The 22181-nt window shown below is 61.9% G+C and carries 22 protein-coding genes; 7 read left to right on the top strand and 15 right to left on the bottom strand.

Annotation, left to right across the window (positions count from 1 at the left end; all coding sequences use genetic code 11):
• The first annotated feature begins 66 nt into the window (after positions 1-66).
• Positions 67-2142 (top strand): AsmA family protein, encoded by a 2076-nt coding sequence (locus JFU48_RS04220; RefSeq protein WP_201135927.1) that lies wholly within the window; start codon positions 67-69, stop codon positions 2140-2142.
• 98 nt (positions 2143-2240) lie between these two features.
• Here the strand turns inward: JFU48_RS04220 and JFU48_RS04215 are convergent, their stop codons facing one another.
• Positions 2241-2774 carry a ferritin-like domain-containing protein gene (locus JFU48_RS04215; protein ID WP_103520993.1) on the bottom strand — a complete coding sequence of 178 codons (534 nt, stop codon included), beginning with the start codon at positions 2772-2774 and terminating at the stop codon, positions 2241-2243.
• A 311-nt stretch (positions 2775-3085) separates the two neighbouring features.
• On the opposite strand from JFU48_RS04215, the gene JFU48_RS04210 reads away from it, so the two are divergent.
• Positions 3086-3976, top strand: coding sequence for an esterase/lipase family protein (locus JFU48_RS04210; protein WP_201135926.1), 891 nt, complete (start codon positions 3086-3088; stop codon positions 3974-3976).
• Positions 3977-4096: 120 nt separating this feature from the next.
• Here JFU48_RS04210 and JFU48_RS04205 read toward each other — a convergent pair whose 3' ends face one another.
• The gene (locus tag JFU48_RS04205; RefSeq protein ID WP_003221189.1) at positions 4097-4984 is read right to left on the bottom strand and encodes a DMT family transporter; all 888 of its coding nucleotides are present in this window, start codon (positions 4982-4984) and stop codon (positions 4097-4099) included.
• Positions 4985-5080: 96 nt separating this feature from the next.
• Here JFU48_RS04205 and JFU48_RS04200 point away from each other — a divergent pair, with 96 nt between their 5' ends.
• The 3 genes from JFU48_RS04200 (at position 5081) to JFU48_RS04190 (ending at position 7456) form a co-directional block, all read left to right on the top strand.
• Entirely contained in the window at positions 5081-5875 is a 795-nt protein-coding gene (locus tag JFU48_RS04200; RefSeq protein WP_045122700.1) for an AraC family transcriptional regulator, read from the top strand.
• 63 nt (positions 5876-5938) lie between these two features.
• Positions 5939-6244: a PsiF family protein gene (locus JFU48_RS04195; protein ID WP_201135925.1), complete on the top strand. Its 306-nt coding sequence runs from the start codon at positions 5939-5941 to the stop codon at positions 6242-6244.
• Positions 6245-6442: 198 nt separating this feature from the next.
• On the top strand, positions 6443-7456 hold the full coding sequence (locus tag JFU48_RS04190) for an AI-2E family transporter (RefSeq protein ID WP_003221195.1): 1014 nt from the start codon (positions 6443-6445) through the stop codon (positions 7454-7456).
• Between the two features lie 135 nt (positions 7457-7591).
• Here the strand turns inward: JFU48_RS04190 and JFU48_RS04185 are convergent, their stop codons facing one another.
• Positions 7592-8866: an Hsp70 family protein gene (locus JFU48_RS04185; protein ID WP_064585745.1), complete on the bottom strand. Its 1275-nt coding sequence runs from the start codon at positions 8864-8866 to the stop codon at positions 7592-7594.
• Between the two features lie 291 nt (positions 8867-9157).
• Between JFU48_RS04185 and JFU48_RS04180 the strand changes: the two genes are divergently transcribed.
• A complete protein-coding gene (locus JFU48_RS04180) occupies positions 9158-10108 on the top strand; it encodes a DnaJ C-terminal domain-containing protein (protein WP_201135924.1) in 951 nt (316 codons plus the stop codon).
• A 23-nt stretch (positions 10109-10131) separates the two neighbouring features.
• Positions 10132-10437: a chaperone modulator CbpM gene (locus JFU48_RS04175; protein WP_003221201.1), complete on the top strand. Its 306-nt coding sequence runs from the start codon at positions 10132-10134 to the stop codon at positions 10435-10437.
• A 112-nt stretch (positions 10438-10549) separates the two neighbouring features.
• Here JFU48_RS04175 and JFU48_RS04170 read toward each other — a convergent pair whose 3' ends face one another.
• From JFU48_RS04170 to urtA, 12 genes are all read right to left on the bottom strand, one after another.
• Positions 10550-11677: a sensor histidine kinase gene (locus JFU48_RS04170; RefSeq protein WP_201135923.1), complete on the bottom strand. Its 1128-nt coding sequence runs from the start codon at positions 11675-11677 to the stop codon at positions 10550-10552.
• 147 nt (positions 11678-11824) lie between these two features.
• The gene (gene ureC / locus JFU48_RS04165; RefSeq protein ID WP_027613556.1) at positions 11825-13525 is read right to left on the bottom strand and encodes an urease subunit alpha; all 1701 of its coding nucleotides are present in this window, start codon (positions 13523-13525) and stop codon (positions 11825-11827) included.
• A gap of 182 nt (positions 13526-13707) precedes the next feature.
• Positions 13708-14016: an urease subunit beta gene (locus tag JFU48_RS04160; protein ID WP_007966984.1), complete on the bottom strand. Its 309-nt coding sequence runs from the start codon at positions 14014-14016 to the stop codon at positions 13708-13710.
• Complete coding sequence (locus tag JFU48_RS04155; RefSeq protein ID WP_003221211.1) at positions 14013-14549, bottom strand: GNAT family N-acetyltransferase; 537 nt, start codon at positions 14547-14549, stop codon at positions 14013-14015. Before JFU48_RS04155 ends, JFU48_RS04160 begins: the two co-directional genes overlap by 4 nt.
• 4 nt (positions 14550-14553) lie before the next feature.
• The gene (locus tag JFU48_RS04150; protein WP_201135922.1) at positions 14554-15087 is read right to left on the bottom strand and encodes a GNAT family N-acetyltransferase; all 534 of its coding nucleotides are present in this window, start codon (positions 15085-15087) and stop codon (positions 14554-14556) included.
• A 9-nt stretch (positions 15088-15096) separates the two neighbouring features.
• Positions 15097-15399, bottom strand: coding sequence for an urease subunit gamma (ureA, locus tag JFU48_RS04145; protein WP_003221215.1), 303 nt, complete (start codon positions 15397-15399; stop codon positions 15097-15099).
• A gap of 147 nt (positions 15400-15546) precedes the next feature.
• Positions 15547-16386 carry an urease accessory protein UreD gene (locus tag JFU48_RS04140; RefSeq protein ID WP_201135921.1) on the bottom strand — a complete coding sequence of 280 codons (840 nt, stop codon included), beginning with the start codon at positions 16384-16386 and terminating at the stop codon, positions 15547-15549.
• 30 nt (positions 16387-16416) lie between these two features.
• Positions 16417-17115: an urea ABC transporter ATP-binding subunit UrtE gene (gene urtE, locus JFU48_RS04135; protein WP_201135920.1), complete on the bottom strand. Its 699-nt coding sequence runs from the start codon at positions 17113-17115 to the stop codon at positions 16417-16419.
• Between the two features lie 133 nt (positions 17116-17248).
• Positions 17249-18118 carry an urea ABC transporter ATP-binding protein UrtD gene (urtD, locus tag JFU48_RS04130; protein ID WP_446739764.1) on the bottom strand — a complete coding sequence of 290 codons (870 nt, stop codon included), beginning with the start codon at positions 18116-18118 and terminating at the stop codon, positions 17249-17251.
• A complete protein-coding gene (urtC, locus tag JFU48_RS04125) occupies positions 18115-19194 on the bottom strand; it encodes an urea ABC transporter permease subunit UrtC (RefSeq protein ID WP_166496046.1) in 1080 nt (359 codons plus the stop codon). Before urtC ends, urtD begins: the two co-directional genes overlap by 4 nt.
• Positions 19194-20696: an urea ABC transporter permease subunit UrtB gene (urtB, locus tag JFU48_RS04120; RefSeq protein WP_201135919.1), complete on the bottom strand. Its 1503-nt coding sequence runs from the start codon at positions 20694-20696 to the stop codon at positions 19194-19196. The genes urtC and urtB overlap by 1 nt, the downstream gene beginning before the upstream one ends.
• Before the next feature lie 163 nt (positions 20697-20859).
• Complete coding sequence (gene urtA / locus JFU48_RS04115; RefSeq protein ID WP_003221226.1) at positions 20860-22125, bottom strand: urea ABC transporter substrate-binding protein; 1266 nt, start codon at positions 22123-22125, stop codon at positions 20860-20862.
• Positions 22126-22181 lie beyond the last annotated feature (56 nt).

Here is a 22181-nt window from a genome sequence, read left to right as displayed (position 1 = left end):
CTTTGGCCCGCCGTTTCAGCTGTGCGTCGCGAAGTCGGCGTGCGGTCGTCATCAGGAGTTTTGTGCATGACGCGCACCGGAAAAATCTTCAGTTGGACCCTCGCCATCCTCGTACTGTTGCTGGCGGTACTGGTTCTGATCATCGTGTTCTTCGATTGGAACCGGATCAAACCGCCGCTCAACGCCAAAGTCTCGGAAGAACTGCATCGACCGTTCGCCATCAACGGCAACCTCGCAGTGATCTGGCAACGCGAGCCGGACGAGGGTGGCTGGCGGGCCTGGGTGCCGTGGCCGCATGTGGTGGCTGAAGACCTGACGCTGGGCAACCCGGACTGGTCGAAGCAGCCGCAGATGGTCACGCTCAAACGCGTGGAACTGCGCATCTCGCCGCTGGCCCTGCTGGCGCAACGGGTGACGATCCCGCGCATCGACCTGACCGAACCCAACGCGCAACTGCAGCGTCTGGCCGATGGTCGTGCCAACTGGACGTTCAAGTTTGATCCGAAGGACCCGAATGCCGAACCGTCGAACTGGGTGGTGGACATTGGTGCCATCGGTTTCGACAAGGGCCACGTCACCCTGGATGACCAGACGCTGAAGACCAATCTCGACGTGGTGATCGATCCGCTGGGCAAGCCGATTCCGTTCAGCGAGATCGTCGGTGACAAAGCCGCGAAGACCGCCCAGGACAAGGGTGCCGCGCCTCAGGACTATGCGTTTGCGCTGAAGGTCAAAGGCCAATACCACGGCCAGAATCTCACCGGCCAGGGCAAGATCGGCGGGCTGCTGGCGTTGCAGGATGCGAACAAGCCGTTCCCGCTGCAGGCGCAGGCGAAGATCGGCGCCACCAGCATCGAACTGGCCGGCACCCTGACCGACCCGCTGAACCTCGGCGCCCTCGATCTGCGTTTGAAACTGGCCGGCGCCAGCCTCGGCAACCTTTATCCACTGACCGGCGTGACCCTGCCGGATACGCCACCGTATTCCACCGACGGTCATCTGATTGCCAAGTTGCATGACGCCGCTGGCGCCAAATTCACCTATGAGCAGTTCAACGGCAAGATCGGTGGCAGCGACATTCACGGTGACCTGACCTACATCGCCAGCCAGCCACGGCCAAAACTCAGCGGCGCGTTGCTGTCCAATCAACTGTTGTTCGCCGACCTCGCGCCGCTGATCGGCGCCGACTCGAATGACAAGCAAAAGGCCCGTGGCGGCGAGAGCAAACAGCCGACCGACAAAGTGCTGCCGGTGGAAGAGTTCAAGACCGACCGCTGGCGCGCGATGGATGCCGACGTCGAGTTCACCGGCAAGCGCATCGTCCACAGCGAAAAACTGCCGTTCACCGACCTCTATACCCACCTGAAACTCAACGACGGCGAGCTCAGCCTCGAACCGCTGCGCTTCGGCGTGGCCGGCGGCAAGCTGGATGCGCAGATCCGCCTCAATGGTCGCACCGAACCGCTGGAAGGCCGGGCCAAACTGACCGCGCGCGGGTTCAAGCTCAAGCAGTTGTTCCCGACCTTCGAGCCGATGAAAACCAGTTTCGGCGAACTCAATGGCGATGCCGACATCAGCGGGCGCGGCAACTCCGTAGCCAAACTGCTGGGCGGGGCCAACGGCAACCTGAAGATGCTGATCAACGACGGTGCAATCAGTCGTGAACTGATGGAACTGGCGGGGCTCAACGTCGGCAACTACGTGGTCGGCAAAGTCTTCGGCGACAAGGAAGTGAAGATCAACTGCGCGGCGGCGGACTTCGATATCAAGACCGGCCTGGCGAGCACGCGGCTGTTTGTGTTCGATACCGAAAACGCGATCATCTACATCGACGGCACCGCGAACATGGCCACCGAGCAACTGGATCTGACTGTAACGCCGGAATCCAAGGGCTGGCGTCTGATTTCGCTGCGTTCACCGTTGTACGTGCGTGGCAAGTTCATCAAGCCGGACGCCGGGGTCAAGGCCGTGCCGTTGATGTTGCGCGGGGCGGGGATGGTGGCGCTGGGCGTGATTGCAGCGCCGGCGGCCGGGCTGCTGGCGCTGGTGGCGCCGAGCGGTGGTGAGCCGAATCAGTGCGCGCCGTTGCTGGAGCAGATGAAGTCGGGCAAGGCGCCAGTGACCGTCAAGCCAACAAAATGATCGGTGACTGACAGGGCCCCTTCGCGAGCAAGCCCGCTCCCACAGGTTAGTGAAAAAACTGTGGGAGCGGGCTTGCTCGCGAAGGCGGTTTTGAAGGCTTACAGGTCTTTCAGAATGTCGGCCATGTCATCCGCATGCTCTTCTTCCTGCGCCAGGATGTCTTCGAAGATGCGGCGGGTGGTCGGGTCTTTCTCACCGATGTACTGGATGATTTCGCGGTAGCTGTCGATGGCAATCCGTTCGGCGACGAGGTCTTCGTAGACCATTTCCTTCAGAGTGTTCCCGGCCACGTACTGGGCGTGGGACATTTTCGACAGCAGGTCCGGATTGAACTCTGGCTCGCCGCCCAGTTGCACGATGCGCTCGGCCAGACGGTCGGCGTGTTGTGCTTCCTGGGTTGCGTGTTCGAGGAATTCGTCGGCGGCCACGTTGGCTTTCAGACCGTTGGCCATGAAGTAGTGACGCTTGTAGCGCAGCACGCAGACCAGTTCGGTGGCCAGCGATTCATTGAGCAAGCGCAGCACCTCCTCACGGTTAGCGCTGTAGCTTTCGGTTACCGCGCCGTTCTCGACGTGTTGCCGCGCACGTGCGCGCAGGGTTTTGACATCTGACAAGTGCAGGTCGTCGCTCATATTGATCTCCAGGAGGCTAATCCAATGGCGCCACGCTCTACAGGCGTGATCGTTTACCCAAGTTGTGAGTCCTGCGCGATGCAAAAAGTTTTATGGGATTTCGTGCGACCTTGGCGTCAGCCCCAGACCTTGCGTGGCAATCGCCGCTTGCGGGGTGTAATGCTCTTCATCGCTTGCGGTCGGTAGGACTGATTGTGGCGGGGGGAGTGGGCCTGAAGTAGGCTGAAGGTGGCGTTGTCATCATCAAGGAGGAGGCTTGGCGGGCGTTTTGCACGTTTGGCATCCACTTACGACCACAAGGATGTTTGCCCATGTCACACGCTACGGCGACACGTTATCCACTGGTGCTGGTCCCGGGCATGCTCGGGTTTATCCGGCTGGTGCTGTATCCGTACTGGTACGGGATCATCAAGGCGTTGCGCCGTGGCGGGGCGACGGTGATTGCGGTGCAGGTGTCGCCGCTCAACTCCACCGAGGTGCGCGGCGAGCAACTGCTGGCGCGCATCGACGAGATTCTGCGCGAGACCGGTGCCGCGAGGGTCAATCTGTTTGGCCACAGCCAAGGCTCGCTGACCGCACGTTATGCCGCCGCCAAACGGCCGGATCTGGTGGCTTCGGTGACGTCCGTGGCCGGACCCAATCATGGTTCGGAGCTGGCCGACTATCTGCAGAAACACTATCCGGCGGACAGCGCCAAGGGCCGCGTGCTTGAGGTGCTGCTGCGTGTTGTCGGCTGGCTGATGGCGTTGTTGGAAACCGGTTACCGCGGGCCGAAACTGCCGGTGGACATCCACGCCTCGCACCAATCGCTGACCCGTGAAGGCGTGGCGCTGTTCAATCAGCGTTATCCACAGGGCCTGCCCGAGACATGGGGCGGTCACGGGCCGGAAGAGGTCAACGGCGTGCGTTATTACTCGTGGTCGGGGACGTTGCAGCCGGGCAAGACCGATCGTGGCGGCAACCTGTTCGACGGCACCAATCGCAGCTGTCGCCTGTTTGCGAAAACCTTCGTGCGCGAGCCGGGGCAGTGTGACGGGATGGTCGGACGCTACAGCTCGCACCTCGGCACGGTGATTGGCGATGACTATCCGCTGGATCACTTCGACATCGTCAATCAGTCGCTGGGGCTGGTGGGGAAGGGGGCGGATCCGGTGCGGTTGTTTGTCGAGCATGCGGCGCGGCTCAAGGCTGCAGGCGTGTGACTCGCATTTGTGGCGAGGGGATTTATCCCCGATGGGGCGCGCAGCGGCCCCGCTTTTTATCTCAAAACAAGGGCTGCTGCGCAGCCCATCGGGGATAAATCCCCTCACCACAGGGCCAGATCAGGCAACGCTGATCCGGCGGCCCAATACCGTGGTCCAGCGCTCGGAAAGAATCACCCCGCCCAACGTCAACACCCCACCCACCAGGTGATACATCGCCAACTGCTCCTTCAACACCACCGCCGCAATCAGCGCGGTAATCAGCGGCAGCAGGTTAAAGAACAAGGTTGTGCGGCTCGGCCCCAGGCGCTGTACCGCCTGCATCCACGCCAGTGGCGCGAGCATCGAGGCCAGCAGGCACGCGTACAGCACCAGCGGAATGTTCTGCGCGGTGAAGCCGGTTTTCGGCGAGGCGGCGTACAGCGGAAACAGCACCACAATCGCCACCAGCACCTGCAGGTACAACAACACCAGCGGCGGCAGGCGCAGCTGCCATTTTTTCAGCAGGGTGCTGTAGATCGCGTAGGCCAGGGTAGCGATCAGCATCATCGCGTCACCCAGGTTCACTCCATGTTGCAGCAGCGCGCCGAGGCTGCCGGACGACACCACCACCAGCACGCCGGCGAACGACAGCACCGCGCCGAACAGCGCACCGGCAGTCAGGCGCTGGCCGAGGCTGATGATGGCCATGGCCAGCGACATCAGCGGCATCAGCGACAGGATGATGCCCATGTTGGTCGCCGTGGTCAGTGTCGCGGCGAAGTAGGCGAGGCTTTGATAGACCGCCATCCCGAGCACGCCGAGGATGAAGATCTTGCCCAGATTCGGGCGGATCTGCGGCCAGTGCGCGATCACCGCTTTGAGCATGAACGGGGTGAACAGCAGCCCGGCGAGCAGCCAGCGATAGAAACCGATCTCGGCGGGGAAGATTGCCCCGACCGCCAATTTGTTGATCACGGTATTGCCGGCCCAGATGAAAATCGCCAGCAGCGGAAACGCGTATTGCATGGGTTAAAACCAGAACGTTGATGAACGGTGATTATCGCCTGTCTGGATGCAGCCCTATACTGCGAACCGGACAACCTGCCTCTGCAACCGGACAGCATGAACAGCAAACACATCGATCTGCTGGATTTCAGCGAACTGCCGTCGGCGGTGTACTTTCGCTATGCCGACTTCAACGCCCATGAATACGCGGCGCCGCACCGTCATCCGTGGGGCACGCTGGAGTACGCGGCCCACGGCGTGCTGCACATGGACGTCGACGGCAGCCGCTTCATGTCGCCGCCGCACTATGCGGTGTGGGTGCCGCCGCAGGTCGAGCACAGTTTCTACAGCCACCAACCGGTCAACTACCGCGCGGTGTGCCTCGATCCCAAAGTCTGTGCCGATCTGCCGCCGCGCGCCTGCACCCTGGCGATCAGCGACATCCTCAAGGCGATTCTCAAGGACTTCGCCGCCCGCGACGTGAAGATTCCCGAACTCGACGCTGACCAGCGTCTGGCCCAAGTGTTGGTCGATCAACTGCAACAGGCGCCGGTGCATGAGTGTTATCTGCCGTATGCGCGCAACCCCGGGTTGCTGGCGATTCTCGATGCATTGCAGGCTGATCCGGGGAATAACCAGCCACTGGCGCACTGGGCGGCTCAGGTACACGTCAGCGAGCGCACGCTGGCCCGGCAGTTCGTGCGTGAACTGGGGATGAGTTTCGGCGAATGGCGCCAGCGTCTGCGCTATCTGGCAGCCATCGAGGCGCTGGAAAGTACCCGCAGCGTGCAGGAAATCGCCTTCGACCTCGGCTACAGCAGCGGCTCGGCCTTCATCGCCATGTTTGCCCGTCAAGCCGGGTGTACGCCGGAGCAATACCGACGCAGCCATCTGGAGGGCAGGAAGGTGTAACAAGATTTGGCTACACTTCAGCGGAGGCCGCATCCATCGATGCGGCGACAAGGAGAAAACTCCATGAAGATGTTGCGTGTCCCTTTGTTGATCATCGGTCTGCTCCTGTGTTCCCAGGGTTTCGCCGCCACGGCGCAACAGAACAAAATGACCACCTGCAATGCTGACGCTACCGCCAAGAGCCTCAAGGGCGACGAGCGCAAAACCTTCATGAGCAGCTGTCTCAAGGCTGCACCGGCCGCCAATGACGCCAAGGTGCTGACCCCGCAGCAGGAGAAAATGAAGACCTGCAACGCCGACGCGAAAACCAAAGCCCTGACCGGCGATGCGCGCAAGACCTTCATGAGTGATTGCCTGAAGAAAAAGTAATCAGCAAGGATTTGCGGTGAACGGGCCGGCCTCTTCGCGAGCAGGCTCGCTCCCACATTGAAATGCGTAGCCCTTGTGGGAGCGAGCCTGCTCGCGAAGGGGTCATTGAGCGCGACAAAGGCCCCTGCATATCCCTAGTGCTCTCCCCTGAACGCTGGCAGACTGCCAATCCTTTTACGCCGTTCGTTTTGAGGCTGTATGCCAACGTTTTCTGAGCGTCATGTTGTGTTTTGGGTCAGCTGCATCATCATTTGCGGCGGTTTGTTGCTGGCGTTGCCATTGCGCTTGTTGCCCAGCCTGCTGGCCGGTTTGCTGGTGTTCGAGCTGGTCAACATGCTCACCCCGCAACTGCAGCGGCTGATCGAAGGGCGGCGCGCGCGCTGGCTGGCGGTGGCGCTGCTGGGCACTTTGGTGGTCAGCGTGCTGGCGTTGATCTTTGCCGGCGCCATCAGTTTCCTGCTGCACGAAGCGGAAAACCCGGGCGCCTCGCTCGACAAATTCATGGGCGTGGTCGACCGCGCGCGCGGGCAATTGCCACCGTTTCTCGATGCTTACCTGCCGGCCAGTGCTGCGGAGTTTCGCGTGGCCATCGGCGAATGGGCGAGCAAACACCTGGCCGAGCTGCAACTGGTGGGCAAGGACGCGGCGCACATGTTCGTCACCTTGCTGATCGGCATGGTCCTCGGCGCGATCATTGCTCTGCAGCGAGTGCCGGACCTGACCAAGCGCAAACCGCTGGCCGCCGCCCTGTTCGACCGTCTGCACCTGGTGGTTCAAGCCTTTCGCAACATCGTCTTCGCGCAGATCAAGATTTCCCTGCTGAACACCCTCTTCACCGCGATCTTCCTCGCGGTGATTCTGCCGCTGTTCGGCATCAAGCTGCCGCTGACCAAGACCCTGATCGTCCTGACGTTCCTGCTCGGCCTGCTGCCGGTGATCGGTAATCTGATGTCGAACACGCTGATCACCATCGTCGGTCTGTCGCTGTCGATCTGGGTGGCGGTGGCGGCGCTGGGCTATCTGATTTTTATCCACAAGCTCGAATACTTCCTCAACGCGCGCATCGTCGGCGGGCAGATCAGTGCCAAGTCGTGGGAGCTGCTGCTGGCGATGCTGGTGTTCGAAGCCGCGTTCGGCCTGCCGGGGGTGGTGGCGGGGCCGATTTATTACGCGTATCTGAAGAGTGAGTTGAAGCTGGGCGGGATGGTTTGATTCAGAATTTGTAGTGTTTGAGCTGGCCTCTTCGCGAGCAGGCTCGCTCCCACATTTTGAGCGCATTCCTTCAGTTGAAATGCGATCCACTGTGGGAGCGAGCCTGCTCGCGAATGGCGCACTGCCGATTACGGATCAGGCCATCGCGCCGTAGCGCTTCATCGCCTCAATCGCCAGACCGCTGCCAATGCTGCCAAAGATGTTGCCTTCAACATGTCGCGCATTAGGCAGCATCGCCGAGACGCTGTTGCGCAGCGCCGGGATGCCGCTTGAACCGCCGGTGAAGAACACCGTATCGACCTGAGCGACCGACACGTTGGCATCGTTCAACAGCTGCGTGACGCTGCCGCGCACGCGCTCAAGCAAGGCGTCGATCGACGATTCGAACAGGGCGCGGCTCAGTTCCACGCTCAGGCCCGGCTCGATCCGGTCCAGCGGCACGTGGCGGCTGTCGGCGTGGGTCAGCTGGATCTTGGTTTCTTCGACTTCCATCGCCAGCCAGTGCCCGGCGCGCTGTTCGATCAGCTTGAACAGACGGTCGATGCCGCCGGTGTCTTCGATGTCGTAACGCATGCTGCCCAGCGCCAGGGTGGATTTCTGCGAGTACACCGAGTTGATGGTGTGCCAGGTCGCCAGGTTCATGTGGTGACTGGTCGGCATGTAGGCGCCGCTCTTCATCCGGCTACCGTAGCCGAACAGTGGCATCAGGCCTTGCAGGCTCAGCTGTTTGTCGAAATCGGTACCGCCGATGTGCACGCCGCCGGTGGCGAGGATGTCATCGTGACGGTTGTCCATGCCGCGACGCTCGGGCGACAGGCGCACCAGCGAGAAGTCGGACGTACCACCGCCGATGTCGACGATCAGCACCAGTTCTTCTTTCTCGATGGTCGACTCGTAGTCGAATGCCGCAGCGATCGGTTCGTACTGGAACGACACGTCCTTGAAACCGAGCTTGCGCGCCACTTCGACCAGGGTGTCTTCGGCTTCCTGGTCAGCCAGCGGGTCGTCATCGACGAAAAATACCGGACGCCCCAGCACCACCTGCTCGAACTCCCGACCGGCGGCTGTTTCGGCGCGGCTCTTGAGCTGGCCGATGAACAGCCCCAACAGATCCTTGAACGGCATCGCCGTGCCGAGGACGCTGGTGTCATGCTTGATCAGTTTGGAACCGAGCAGGCTCTTGAGCGAGCGCATCAGCCGGCCTTCGTAGCCTTCCAGGTACTCGTGCAGGGCCAGACGACCGTAAACCGGACGGCGCTCTTCGATGTTGAAGAAGACCACCGACGGCAGGGTGATCTTGTCGTCTTCCAGCGCGATCATCGTTTCCATGCCGGGGCGCAGCCAGCCGACGGTGGAGTTGGAGGTGCCGAAGTCGATACCGCAGGCACGGGCTGGAGAGGCGTTGTTCATGTCTTTCGGGTTCCGGTCAAAAAACGGCCGCGCAGTGTATGTCAGTGCGCGGCAGATTCGAAGGCCGGTCATCTGCTATTTCGCGACTAAGCTTCTTGAAAGTCGCAGCTTCGCCCCAAACTTGCTGGCATGGGCCGGCAGACATACCGGCGGTCGCAAGAACCGTCGTCCACTGCCGATAAACTTCTGCTGCGCCACCCGGTCACAAACTTGAGATCGGTCAACCCGGCACGCGCGAATGAGCGCATGCTGGCCTCGGCGCGAAATCGATAACGGATGGTGATTCCTTCGATGGACTTCAAAGACTATTACAAGATACTCGGCGTGGAGCCGACAGCGGACGACAAGGCAATCAAGGCTGCCTATCGCAAGCTGGCGCGCAAATACCACCCCGATGTCAGCAAGGAAAAAGACGCCGAGGCCAAGTTCAAGGACGCCTCGGAAGCCTATGAAGCGCTGAAAAGCGCCGACAAACGCGCCGAATACGACGAACTGCGCCGTTATGGCCAGCACGGTCAGCCGTTCCAGGGCCCACCGGGCTGGCAGAGCCGTGGCGGCTTTGGTGGCGGCGGTGGCGACACCGGCGACTTCTCGGACTTCTTCAGTTCGATCTTCGGCAATCGCGGCCCCGGTTTCGGTGGCGGCGAGGGTCGGCAATCACGCAGTGCAGGGCGCCGAGGGCAAGACGTGGAAATGGAACTGCCGATCTTCCTCGAGGAAACGCTCTCGAATGAATCGAAGAAGGTCACCTTTCAGGTGCCGCAATACAACGCTAACGGCCAGCACGTCAGCAACACCAGCAAGAGCCTGAACGTGAAGATCCCGGCGGGCGTGACCGACGGCGAGCGCATCCGCCTCAAGGGGCAGGGCGCACCGGGCATCGGTGGCGGGGCCAATGGTGATCTGTACCTGACCATTCGCTTTGCGCCGCACCCGAAATTCGATGTCGAAGGCGAAAACCTGATCATCACCCTGCCATTGGCACCGTGGGAGCTGGCGCTGGGCGCTGAAGTGGCGGTGCCGACGCTGACCGGCAAGATCAACCTCAAGGTTCCGGCCGGTAGCCAGAACGGCCAGCGCATGCGCGCCAAGGGTCATGGCTTGAAAAACAAGGCCGGTGAGCGCGGTTATCTGTTCGTGCAGCTCAAGGCCGTGATGCCGAAGACTTCGGACGACGAGGTCAAGGCGCTGTGGCAGGAACTGGCGAAGAAAGCCGCGTTCAACCCACGAGAGAACTTCTGAATCCGACGACGGAGTAGCCCATCATGAGCAGCCCCCTGATCGTTCAACTGGACATGGCAGAATTCTGTGAGGCGGCCGATCTGTCGGACGTCTACGTGATCGAAATCGTCGAACACGGCATCCTCGAACCTCAGGGCGCGCAGCCCCGGGAATGGCGGTTCACCGACTACGAGTTGAGCCTGGCCAAGCGCGCCGCGAAGTTGCGGCGCGAGCTGGAGCTGGAGTGGGAGGGCGTCGCGCTGGCACTGAATCTGCTGGAGGAGGTGCATGAGTTGCGGGCGGAGAACCGGATGCTGCGCCAACGGTTGGGGCGCCTGGTGGTCGAATAGTTTTTTAGTGTCTTTGCGGGCCCCTTCGCGAGCAAGCCCGCTCCCACAGGAGATCGCGATCTAAATGTGGGAGCGGGCTTGCTCGCGAAGAACGATTACGCCGTAAGCCTGCTTAAACCTTTCTTGGCAACACCACACTGAACAATGTCCCGTCAGCCGCGCTCGAGCTGACTTCGATCGTCCCGCCATGGGCGGTCACCACTTCCTTGACGATAAACAAGCCCAACCCGAGGCTGGTCGACGGCTGTCCGAGTTCTTCGTCGGCGCTGCGCACCAGCGGGTCGAAAATCGTGCCAATGGCCTCCTCGGAAATCGGCGTGCCGTAGTTGTGCACCGACAGGCACACGTTGTCGCCCTCGCCACGCAGGTTGAGGGTCACGTCGCGCTGGCTGGTGCCGTGCTGCAAGGCGTTGCCGATCAGGTTTTGCAGTAACTGGTCGATTCGCCCGGCGTCCCACACCCCGCTGGTGTCGCCGTGCACCGTGAGCTTGGGATCCGATAGCGGATTACCGGCGCAGGCTTCGGCAATCGCCGCTCGCGCCGCAACGGCCAGATCCATCGGCTCCGGCTCGATCGGCAGGCTGCGGCCCAGACGACTGCGTACCAGTTCCAGCAGATCGCTGACCATCGTCGCCATGTGCCGCGCGCCACGCTTGATGTGCTGGGCGCAGGCCAGGGCATCGCCCTCAAGGCTGGATTTGCGCAGCAGCAGTTCGGTGGACATGCTCACCGCTTGCAGCGGCGCACGCAGGTCATGGCCGAGGATGGCGAGGAAAATGTCCCGCGAGCGGTTGACCTGCTCGGCATAGGCCGCGGTGGATTCGGCGAGGGCTTCGTCGATAGCTTCGTTGAAGCGGATCATGTCCTGAAAATAGGTCATGTCCGGTGACGTCAGGCTGCTCACCCAGCGGCGGATCACACAGGCACGCAAATGGCGGAATTCGCTGGTCATCTGCACCAGATCGAAACCGACGGTGTGGCGCAGCTCGCCATGGCTGGCGCCGGCTTCGTCCAGGCTCGGGGTCTTTTCCGGGCCTTCGCCCTTGGCTTTGGCAGCCTGTTCGGCGGGGCTTTGCGGCTTGTTCATGTCGCGGGCGGCGGCCCGCAGAATCTCGCTGGCGTGATCGCGCAGCGCAGTGGAATCCAGATAGTCGGCGGCCGGAGTGATGGTCGCGGCGAACTGTTCCCACTCATCGACGATAGGGTCGATATTGGCCACGATGAACTCGGAAAGACGCATGGGCAGTTCCTGAAAATAGGCGGAGCGAATCGAATATTAGCCCCTTTGGCGGGAAATACACGACCGTTTGCAGAGTGCTTTTCCAGCACCATGAAAAAGGCCCCGGAACCGTGTGCAAGACACGGCTCCGGGGCCTTTTGCCGTGCGTCAGAACAGGAAGTAACGCTGGGCCATCGGCAGAGTCTCCGCCGGTTCACACCAGAGCAGCACGCCGTCGGCCTTGACCTGATAGGTCTGCGGGTCGACGTCGATGTTCGGCAGGTAATCGTTGTGGATCAGGTCGGTTTTCTGCACGTCGCGGCAGCCTTTGACCACGCCGATTTTCTTCTTCAGGCCCAGTGCCTCGGGCAACCCGGCCTCCTGCGCGGCCTGACTGATGAAAGTCAGGCTGGTGGCGTGCAGCGAGCCGCCGTAGCTGGCGAACATCGGGCGGTAGTGCACCGGTTGCGGGGTGGGAATCGAGGCGTTGGCGTCGCCCATCAGACTGGCGGCGATCGCGCCGCCCTTGAGGATCAGCGTCGGTTTCACACCGAAGAATGCCGGACGCCAGAGCACCAGGTCGGCCCATTTGCCGACTTCGATCGAACCCACTTCATGGCTGATGCCGTGGGTGATCGCCGGGTTGATCGTGTACTTGGCGATGTAGCGCTTGGCGCGGAAGTTGTCGTTGCCTTCGCCGTCCTGGGGCAGCGGGCCGCGCTGCTTTTTCATCTTGTCGGCGGTCTGCCAGGTGCGCGTGATGACTTCGCCGACACGGCCCATGGCCTGGCTGTCGGAGCTGATCATCGAGAACGCGCCGAGGTCGTGGAGGATGTCTTCGGCGGCGATGGTTTCACGGCGGATGCGGCTTTCGGCGAACGCCACGTCCTCGGCGATGCTCGGGTCGAGGTGGTGGCAGACCATCAGCATGTCGAGGTGTTCGTCGATGGTGTTGCGGGTGAACGGCCGGGTCGGGTTGGTCGAGCTCGGCAGCACGTTAGGGAAACCGCAGGCCTTGATGATGTCCGGCGCGTGGCCGCCGCCGGCACCTTCGGTGTGGTAGGTGTGGATGGTGCGACCCTTGAACGCGCCGAGGGTGGTTTCGACGAAACCCGATTCGTTGAGGGTATCGGTGTGGATCGCCACCTGCACGTCGTACTGGTCGGCGACGCTCAGGCAGTTGTCGATGCTCGCCGGGGTGGTACCCCAGTCCTCGTGCAACTTGAGGCCGATGGCGCCGGCCTTGACCTGCTCGATCAGCGGCTCCGGCAGGCTGGCGTTGCCCTTGCCGGTGAGGCCGATGTTCATCGGGAACGCGTCGGCGGCCTGCAGCATGCGCGCCAGGTGCCACGGCCCGGAGGTGCAGGTGGTGGCGTTGGTGCCGGTCGCCGGCCCCGTGCCGCCGCCGATCATGGTGGTGACGCCGCTCATCAGCGCTTCTTCGATCTGCTGCGGGCAGATGAAGTGAATGTGCGTGTCGATGCCGCCGGCGGTGAGGATCATGCCTTCGCCGGCGATCACTTCGGTGCTGGCGCCGATGGCGATGGTCACGTTCGGTTGCACGTCCGGGTTACCGGCCTTGCCGATCGCGGCGATACGCCCGTCCTTGAGGCCGACGTCGGCTTTGACGATGCCCCAGTGGTCGATGATCAGCGCATTGGTGATCAGGGTGTCGACCACTTCGGCGGCGAGCAACTGGCTCTGGCCCTGACCGTCGCGGATCACTTTGCCGCCGCCGAATTTCACTTCTTCGCCGTAGGTGGTGAAGTCCTTTTCGACCTCGATCCACAACTCGGTGTCCGCCAGGCGCACCTTGTCGCCGACGGTGGGGCCGAACATGTCGGCGTAGGCTTGTCTTGAAATTTTCATCCGAATTCCTTGCACAAATTTATTGTGGCGAGGGGATTCATCCCCGATCGGGTGCGAAGCACCCGCCATTCAGCAAAAGTGATTTTATGGTGGGGCAGGTGGCGGTTGGCGACCGCTGCGCGGTCGATCGGGGATGAATCCCCTCACCACAGATAAATCCCCTCACCACAAATAAATCATCGTCAGTCGAGATCACCCATCACCCGCCCGGCAAAGCCGAACACCCGCCGATGCCCGGCATACTCCACCAGCTCGACCTCGCGGCTCTGCCCCGGCTCAAAGCGCACGGCGGTGCCGGCCGGGATGTTCAGGCGCATGCCACGGCTGGCGGCGCGGTCGAAGGTCAGCGCGTCGTTGGTTTCGAAAAAGTGATAGTGCGAGCCGACCTGGATCGGCCGGTCGCCGCTGTTGGCGACTTTCAGGCTGAGGGTGCGGCGGCCGACATTCAGTTCGATGTCGCCGGGCTGGATCTGGTACTGGCCGGGAATCATGGCCGGGCTCCTTGCAGAATCTTGTAGTAAAGGGCGGTCGGTCGATACGTGCCATGCGGATCGCAGGCGTAATCGGGAATTTCACCGGCTCGGGTGTAACCCAGGGCCTTGTAGAAATCTTCGGCGGGGGAGCCGGCCTCGGTGTCGAGGTAAAGCATGCCGCGCTTGTGCTTGGCCGCTTCAAGTTCCAGCGCATTCATCAATTGCTGGCCGAGGCCACGACGCCGCGCCTGTTCGCGCACCAGCAGTTTCTGCACTTCGGCGCGATTAAGGCCGTTGGCCTTCTGGCACAGGCCCAACTGCACGCTGGCCTGCACCTCTTCATCCTTGACCACCACCCAGAGCAACACGCTGCCCTTGTTCACTTGTTGCTGTACTTCATCGAAATAGGCGCGGGCCTGTGCGGCGTCGAGGTCGGCCATGAAGCCGACGCTGGCGCCATAACCCACGGCGTCGAGCAGCAGATCAATCAGGCCCTGACGATAGTGCGCAAAACTTTCCGCATTGACGCGGCGCAGTTGGGCGGCGTTCATGGTGTCACTCCTTGTTGGCGTCAGGCGGCTCCGCGCCAGGATTGAGGGTCAGTTGCATGAAGGTCAGGTCGAGCCAGCGGCCGAACTTGGTGCCGACTTGCGGCATCTGCCCGGTGATGCTGAAACCGGCGCGTTCATGCAGACGAATGGAAGCGGTGTTGCCACTTTCGATGGCGGCGACCATCACATGCTTGGCGCAGGCTTTGGCTCGCTCGATCAGTGCCGTCATCAGTTGCGGGCCAAGACCATTGCCGCGTTGGTCGCTGCGCACGTAAACCGAGTGCTCGACGGTATGGCGAAAACCGTCGAACGGCCGCCAGTCACCAAAGGAAGCGTAGCCGAGCACAACGTTGTCGGCGTCGACGATAACCAGAATCGGATAGGCCTGGGCCTGACGGGCGCTGAACCACGCCTGACGGTTGCCGAGATCGACCGCCGACTCGTTCCAGATCGCCGTGGTGTTGAGCACCGCGTCGTTGTAGATGTCGCGGATCGCCGGCAAGTCGGCATGCAGGGCATCGCGAATGGAGTAAGTCATGGCGCGGCCTCAGACGATCGGTTGGTGGACGGTGACCAGTTTGGTGCCGTCGGGGAACGTCGCTTCGACCTGAATCTCCGGGATCATTTCCGGAATACCTTCCATCACCTGCTCGCGGCTCAGCAGGGTGGTGCCGTAGTGCATCAGCTCAGCCACGGTCTGGCCGTCACGGGCGCCCTCAAGCAGGGCGGCGGAAATGTAGGCCATGGCTTCCGGGTAGTTGAGCTTCACACCACGGGCCAGTCGGCGCTCGGCGACGAGGCCGGCGGTGAAGATCAACAGCTTGTCTTTTTCGCGTGGGGTCAGGTCCATTGTGGGTATCCATCAGGGCAGATTGAAAAATGTGCACAAATCTCCTGTGGGAGCGGGCTTGCTCGCGAAAGCGGTAGGTCAGCCAGCATCTGTGTGAATGACACATCGCCTTCGCGAGCAAGCCCGCTCCCACAGTTGGATTGCATTTCAGGTGTTCCAGATTCGCGGGGGCTGGGCTTCACGGCCTAGCAGAACCGGGCGTAACAAACGCCATAAATCGATGAGCCAGGCACGGGCGAGCAGTGCTTCTGACGCCAGACACCGAGCCACCAACAGGCCGGGCAACTGGGTCAAATCCCCGCGCACTGCGTGCCCCAGCGAACGACAGCGCTCCAGCAATTCGGCATCGATTTCACCGGACACCAGCAACGTCGAGAACACCGGATGGCCATCCAGGCCGATCGGCGAATCGAGCAAGCCGTCATTGCCGGTGATCCGTTGACGCTCGTGCCAGAGCAATCGCCCGTCGCGGCGGATATCCAGATGCGCTTGAAAGTGTCCGAGGTCGAAGCGCTCGCCACTGGCCGGTCGGCCCAGCGCCACCACGTCCCAGTAAAACAGCCGCGCATCGCCCTCCAGCTCGATCGAGGTGCTGAGTTCGGCCTGGGCGGCGCTGTAGACGATGGTTTCCTGCGGCAGCCACTCCAGCGTCGCACCGGCCGCGATTTTCAGTTCGAGCTGCTGATACGCCGGCCCCGCTGCGCGATACCACTTGGCGGCGCCGGGGCTGGTGATCTGCGCCCAGGCGTCCTGTTCAACGCGGACGCTGATGTTCAGCCGGTCACCGCCGGCGATCCCGCCCGGTGGGTGAACGATGATGTGCTGGCAGACCTCGGGGCCTTCGGCATACAGGTGCTTTTGCACGCGCAGCGGGCCGAGGTGTCGGCGCTGAACCGGGCGCGTGCAGTCGCCGAAGCGGGCGTAGGCCAGCTCCAGCTCGGCGTGCCAGCTCGGGGTAAACAGGGCAGTGGAAAGCGGTAAATTCATGGTTTGTAATTATCGTTAGGAAGCTACAGATTAAATTGTTACCAGACCTCGTACACCCTCGGCCTCCATATTTTCGCCGCGCCCCTGTTGCACGATCTCGCCCCGGGACATCACCAGGTATTGATCGGCCAGTTCGGCGGCGAAGTCGTAAAACTGTTCCACCAGCAAAATCGCCATGTCGCCCCGCGCCGCGAGGGTCTTGATCACCGCGCCGATCTCCTTGATCACCGAGGGCTGGATGCCTTCGGTGGGCTCGTCGAGGATCAGCAAACGCGGACGACTGGCCAGGGCGCGACCGATAGCCAGCTGCTGTTGCTGACCGCCGGACAGGTCACCGCCGCGGCGCTGCTTCATTTGTAGCAGCACCGGGAACAATTCGTAGATGAAACTTGGTACTTCTTTCGCTTCGCTGCCGGGAAACCGTGACAGGCCCATCAGCAGATTTTCCTCCACCGTGAGCCGGCCGAAGATTTCCCGGCCCTGTGGCACATAGGCGATGCCGGCGTGTACCCGCTGGTGCGGCTTGAGCGTGGTGATCGCTTTGCCTTCCCAGTTCACCACGCCTTCCTTGGCCGGCAACAGGCCCATCAGGCATTTGAGCAGGGTGGTCTTGCCCACGCCGTTGCGTCCGAGCAGGCAGGTGACTTCGCCGACGTTCACGTCAAAGCTCAGGCCGCGCAGGATGTGGCTACCGCCGTAGTACTGGTGCAGCTTGTCGACTTGCAGCATGTCCAGAATCTCCTCAAATCCCTTGTAGGAGTGAGCCTGCTCGCGATAGCGGCGTGTCAGTCAACGCCGGCTTATCTGATACACCGCTATCGCGAGCAGGCTCACTCCTACAGTTTGGAAAGGTGTTTGCAGTTCAGCGGCCGAGATAGACCTCGATCACCCGCTCGTTTTCCTGCACCTGCTCCAGCGATCCTTCCGCCAGCACGCTGCCCTGATGCAGCACCGTCACATGGTCGGCAATCGAGCCGACGAAGCCCATGTCGTGCTCGACCACCATCAGCGAATGCTTGCCGGCCAGCGACTTGAACAGCTCGGCAGTGAATTCGGTTTCGGCATCGGTCATGCCCGCCACCGGTTCGTCGAGCAGCAGCAGTTGCGGGTCCTGCATCAGCAACATGCCGATCTCCAGAAACTGCTTCTGACCGTGGGACAGCAGTCCGGCAGGGCGATTGACCGAGGCCGTCAGGCGAATGGTATCCAGCACTTCGCTGATGCGATCCTTCTGCTCACCGCTCAGACGCGCGCGCAAACTTGCCCAGACCGACTTGTCGGTCTTCTGCGCCAGCTCCAGGTTCTCGAACACGCTGAGGGCTTCGAACACCGTCGGTTTCTGGAACTTGCGCCCGATCCCGGCCTGGGCGATCTGCACTTCGCTCATCTGCGTCAGATCCATGGTTTCGCCGAACCAGGCTTTGCCGTGACTGGGGCGGGTCTTGCCGGTGATCACGTCCATCAGCGTGGTCTTGCCTGCGCCGTTGGGGCCGATGATGCAGCGCAGTTCGCCGACGCCGATGTACAGGTTCAGATTGTTCAGGGCGCGGAAGCCGTCGAAGCTGACGCTGATGTCTTCCAGGGTCAGGATCGTACCGTGCCGGGTGTCGAGGCCCGGGCCGACGCGCTGGCCGAGGCCGATCGAGTCGCGGCTGGTGCCCTCGTCCTTGTTCGGCTCCACGGGGAAAAACGCCGGTTCGAGCATGAATTCAGCACTCGCAGTGACTCTCATTGTTCACCTCGTTTCTTCAGCAGGCCGATCACGCCTTTGGGCAAATACAACGTCACGACAATGAACAGCGCACCGAGGAAGAACAGCCAGTATTCGGGGAAAGCCACGGTGAACCAGCTCTTCATGCCGTTGACGACACCGGCACCGAGCAACGGCCCGATCAGCGTGCCGCGACCGCCGAGGGCGACCCACACTGCCGCTTCGATGGAGTTGGTCGGCGACATTTCGCTGGGGTTGATGATGCCTACTTGCGGCACATACAACGCCCCGGCGAGACCACACAACACCGCGCTCAAGACCCAGACGAACAGCTTGAAGCCGCGCGGGTCGTAGCCGCAGAACATCAGGCGGTTTTCCGCATCGCGCAGCGCCGTCAGCACCCGGCCGAACTTGCTCTGCGCCAACCGCCAACCGATGAACAGGCTCGCAACCAGCAACAGCACGGTGGCCAGAAACAGCACCGCGCGGGTGCCCGGCTCAGTGATGCCGAAACCGAGAATCGTGCGGAAATTGGTGAAGCCGTTGTTACCACCGAAGCCGGTCTCGTTGCGGAAAAACAAGAGCATCCCGGCGAAGGTCAGGGCCTGGGTCATGATCGAGAAATACACGCCCTTGATCCGCGAGCGGAAGGCGAAGAAGCCGAACACCAGCGCCAGCAGACCCGGTGCCAGCACCACCAGACACATCGACCAGATAAAACTGCTGGTGCCGCTCCAGTACCACGGCAATTCGGTCCACGACAGAAAGGTCATGAACGCTGGCAAACCATCACCGGCCGCCTGACGCATCAGGTACATGCCCATCGCGTAACCGCCGAGGGCGAAGAACAGGCCGTGCCCCAGCGACAGCAGCCCGGCGTAGCCCCAGACCAGATCCAGCGCCAGGGCGACGATGGCGTAACAAAGGATTTTGCCGACCAGCGTCAGCGTATACGCCGACACATGCAGCGCACTGTCCGGCGCCAGCAGCGAGAGCAGCGGCAGGGCGATCAGCAGCGCTAGGATCACCGCGCCGATGGCAAGGGTGACTTTCGGTCCGGCCTTTTGCGTGGCCGTGACAAGTAGAGGCTGGTTCATCAGTCGATCACCCGTCCTTTCAGTGCGAAGAGGCCTTGCGGACGTTTCTGGATGAACAGAATGATCAGCGCGAGGATCAGGATCTTGCCCAGTACCGCACCGATCTGCGGTTCGAGAATCTTGTTGGCGATGCCGAGGCCGAAGGCGGCGAGCACGCTGCCGGCGAGTTGACCGACACCCCCGAGCACCACCACCAGGAACGAGTCGATGATGTAGCTCTGGCCCAGGTCCGGGCCGACGTTGCCGATCTGGCTCAGCGCCACGCCACCGAGGCCGGCGATGCCCGAGCCGAGGCCGAAGGCGAGCATGTCGACGCGCCCGGTCGGCACGCCGCAGCAGGCGGCCATGTTGCGGTTCTGCGTGACCGCTCGCACGTTGAGGCCGAGTCGGGTCTTGTTCAGCAGCAGCCAGGTCAGCACCACCACGAACAGGGCGAAGGCGATGATCACGATGCGGTTGTACGGCAGCACCAGATTCGGCAGCACCTGAATGCCGCCGGACAGCCACGCCGGGTTAGCCACCTCGACGTTCTGCGCCCCGAACAGCAGACGCACCAACTGGATCAGCATCAGGCTGATGCCCCAGGTGGCGAGCAGGGTTTCCAGCGGCCGGCCGTAGAGATGACGAATCACCGTGCGTTCCAGCGCCATGCCGATCGCCGCCGTGACGAAGAACGCCACCGGCAGCGCGATCAGCGGGTAGAACTCGATGGCTTGCGGGGCGTAACGCTGGAACATCAACTGCACCACGTAGGTCGAGTAGGCGCCGAGCATCAGCATCTCGCCGTGGGCCATGTTGATCACCCCGAGCAGGCCGAAGGTGATCGCCAGACCGAGTGCCGCGAGCAGCAGAATCGAACCGAGGGACATGCCACTGAAGGCTTCACCGAGGATTTCGCCGACCAGCAGTTTGTGTTTCACCTGCGCCAGACTGGTTTCAGCGGCGGTGCGCACGCCGGCATCGCTTTCGACGCCGGGTTCGAGCAGGCCTTCGAGGCGGGTGCGGGCCAAGGGATCGCCGGTTTCACCGAGCAGGCGCACGGCGGCCAGACGCACCGCCGGATCGCTGTCCACCAGTTGCAGATTGGCCAGGGCCAGGCTCAGGGCGGCGTGGACGCTTTCATCTTTTTCGCCAGCCAGTTGCTGGTCGAGGAATTTCAGCTGCGCGGGTTTCGCGCTTTTCTGCAATTGCTGCGCAGCAGTCAGACGGATTTTGGCGTCGGCGGCGAGCAATTGGTGGCTGGCCAAAGCGGTGTCGATCAGACCCCGCAGGCGGTTGTTCAGGCGCAGGGTTTTCGGCTGGCCGTCGAGGGTCAATTCGCCTTGTTGCAGGGCGTTGATCAGCTCGACACGCGCCGGCTCGGGCTGCGCGGCCCAGGCTTCCAGCAGTTTGGCTTGCTGCACGGGATTGGCGGCGACGAAGTCTTCGGCGTCGCCGGCAAAGGCAGTCATCGGCAACAGAAGTGCGATGACGAGGATGAAGCGGTAAAGGGTAGTCGGCATAAAGAGTCGCCTTGCGCGGACTAATTGTGGGAGCGGGCTTGCTCGCGAAAGCGGTGTGTCAGCTTGCATTTAAGTTGAATGACGAACTGCTTTCGCGAGCAAGCCCGCTCCCACAGGGGGAGTGTGTCGGACTGAAAGTCTTAACAGCCCGACACCCAATGGCTCAGTTGCTCTTCACCGCATAATCCGGCTTCTTGTCGTTGCCATCGATAAACGGGCTCCACGGCTGGGCACGGATCGGGCCTTCGGTCTGCCAGACCACGTTGAACTGACCGTCAGCCTGGATCTCGCCGATCATCACCGGTTTGTGCAGGTGGTGATTGGTCTTGTCCATGGTCAGGGTGTAACCGGACGGCGCGGCAAAGGTCTGGCCGGCGAGGGCTTCGCGGACTTTGTCGACGTCGGTGGACTTGGCTTTTTCAACGGCTTGCGCCCACATGTGGATGCCGACGTAGGTGGCCTCCATCGGGTCATTGGTCACCGCTTTGTCGGCGCCCGGCAGGTTGTGTTTCTTCGCGTAGGCCTTCCAGTCAGCGACGAACTTCTTGTTCACCGGGTTCTCCACGGACTCGAAGTAGTTCCACGCCGCGAGGTTGCCCACCAGCGGTTTGGTGTCGATGCCGCGCAGCTCTTCTTCACCCACGGAGAACGCCACCACCGGTACGTCGGTAGCCTTCAGGCCCTGGTTGGCCAGCTCTTTGTAGAACGGCACGTTGGAGTCGCCGTTGACCGTAGAGATCACAGCGGTTTTGCCACCGGCGGAGAACTTCTTGATGTTGGCGACGATGGTTTGATAGTCGCTGTGACCAAACGGGGTGTAGACCTCTTCGATGTCCTTGTCGGCCACGCCTTTGGAATGCAGGAACGAGCGCAGGATCTTGTTGGTGGTGCGCGGGTAGACGTAGTCGGTGCCGAGCAGGAAGAAACGCTTGGCGCTGCCGCCTTCTTCGCTCATCAGGTATTCCACCGCCGGAATCGCCTGTTGGTTCGGTGCGGCGCCGGTGTAGAACACGTTCGGCGACATTTCTTCGCCTTCGTACTGCACCGGGTAGAACAGCAGGCCGTTGAGTTCTTCGAACACCGGCAGTACCGATTTACGTGATACCGAGGTCCAGCAACCGAACACCACCGCGACCTTGTCCTGCGTCAGCAACTGCCGGCCCTTCTCGGCGAACAGCGGCCAGTTCGACGCCGGGTCGACCACCACCGGTTCGAGCATCTTGCCGTTCACGCCGCCCTTGGCGTTGATCTCGTCAATGGTCATCAGCGCCATGTCTTTGAGCGATGTTTCGGAGATCGCCATGGTCCCGGACAACGAATGCAGGATACCGACCTTGATGGTCTCGGCGGCCTGGACAGTCCAGGTCATGCCCATCGCGGCAATGGATGCCGTGAGTGTGAAAGCCTTGATCAAACTGCGACGCTTCATTGTGCGATCTCCATGAACATTAAAGTTTTTTATGGTTGGCAGATGCGGACGACTGA

It is taken from the genome of Pseudomonas sp. TH49 (assembly GCF_016650625.1).
In the GTDB taxonomy this organism is placed as follows: Bacteria; Pseudomonadota; Gammaproteobacteria; order Pseudomonadales; family Pseudomonadaceae; genus Aquipseudomonas; species Aquipseudomonas fluorescens_H.
The sequence above is the reverse complement of the archived record's forward strand: the minus strand, read 5'-3'. Positions and strand labels throughout refer to the sequence as shown.

Excerpts from the sequence above, each read along its gene's own strand:
- JFU48_RS04220 (WP_201135927.1), top strand. The coding sequence starts at position 67 with ATGACGCGCACCGGAAAAATCTTCAGTTGGACCCTCGCCATCCTCGTA.
- JFU48_RS04215 (WP_103520993.1), bottom strand. The coding sequence starts at position 2,774 with ATGAGCGACGACCTGCACTTGTCAGATGTCAAAACCCTGCGCGCACGT.
- JFU48_RS04210 (WP_201135926.1), top strand. The coding sequence starts at position 3,086 with ATGTCACACGCTACGGCGACACGTTATCCACTGGTGCTGGTCCCGGGC.
- JFU48_RS04205 (WP_003221189.1), bottom strand. The coding sequence starts at position 4,984 with ATGCAATACGCGTTTCCGCTGCTGGCGATTTTCATCTGGGCCGGCAAT.
- JFU48_RS04200 (WP_045122700.1), top strand. The coding sequence starts at position 5,081 with ATGAACAGCAAACACATCGATCTGCTGGATTTCAGCGAACTGCCGTCG.
- JFU48_RS04195 (WP_201135925.1), top strand. The coding sequence starts at position 5,939 with ATGAAGATGTTGCGTGTCCCTTTGTTGATCATCGGTCTGCTCCTGTGT.
- JFU48_RS04190 (WP_003221195.1), top strand. The coding sequence starts at position 6,443 with ATGCCAACGTTTTCTGAGCGTCATGTTGTGTTTTGGGTCAGCTGCATC.
- JFU48_RS04185 (WP_064585745.1), bottom strand. The coding sequence starts at position 8,866 with ATGAACAACGCCTCTCCAGCCCGTGCCTGCGGTATCGACTTCGGCACC.
- JFU48_RS04180 (WP_201135924.1), top strand. The coding sequence starts at position 9,158 with ATGGACTTCAAAGACTATTACAAGATACTCGGCGTGGAGCCGACAGCG.
- JFU48_RS04175 (WP_003221201.1), top strand. The coding sequence starts at position 10,132 with ATGAGCAGCCCCCTGATCGTTCAACTGGACATGGCAGAATTCTGTGAG.
- JFU48_RS04170 (WP_201135923.1), bottom strand. The coding sequence starts at position 11,677 with ATGCGTCTTTCCGAGTTCATCGTGGCCAATATCGACCCTATCGTCGAT.
- ureC (WP_027613556.1), bottom strand. The coding sequence starts at position 13,525 with ATGAAAATTTCAAGACAAGCCTACGCCGACATGTTCGGCCCCACCGTC.
- JFU48_RS04160 (WP_007966984.1), bottom strand. The coding sequence starts at position 14,016 with ATGATTCCCGGCCAGTACCAGATCCAGCCCGGCGACATCGAACTGAAT.
- JFU48_RS04155 (WP_003221211.1), bottom strand. The coding sequence starts at position 14,549 with ATGAACGCCGCCCAACTGCGCCGCGTCAATGCGGAAAGTTTTGCGCAC.
- JFU48_RS04150 (WP_201135922.1), bottom strand. The coding sequence starts at position 15,087 with ATGACTTACTCCATTCGCGATGCCCTGCATGCCGACTTGCCGGCGATC.
- ureA (WP_003221215.1), bottom strand. The coding sequence starts at position 15,399 with ATGGACCTGACCCCACGCGAAAAAGACAAGCTGTTGATCTTCACCGCC.
- JFU48_RS04140 (WP_201135921.1), bottom strand. The coding sequence starts at position 16,386 with ATGAATTTACCGCTTTCCACTGCCCTGTTTACCCCGAGCTGGCACGCC.
- urtE (WP_201135920.1), bottom strand. The coding sequence starts at position 17,115 with ATGCTGCAAGTCGACAAGCTGCACCAGTACTACGGCGGTAGCCACATC.
- urtD (WP_446739764.1), bottom strand. The coding sequence starts at position 18,118 with ATGAGAGTCACTGCGAGTGCTGAATTCATGCTCGAACCGGCGTTTTTC.
- urtC (WP_166496046.1), bottom strand. The coding sequence starts at position 19,194 with ATGAACCAGCCTCTACTTGTCACGGCCACGCAAAAGGCCGGACCGAAA.
- urtB (WP_201135919.1), bottom strand. The coding sequence starts at position 20,696 with ATGCCGACTACCCTTTACCGCTTCATCCTCGTCATCGCACTTCTGTTG.
- urtA (WP_003221226.1), bottom strand. The coding sequence starts at position 22,125 with ATGAAGCGTCGCAGTTTGATCAAGGCTTTCACACTCACGGCATCCATT.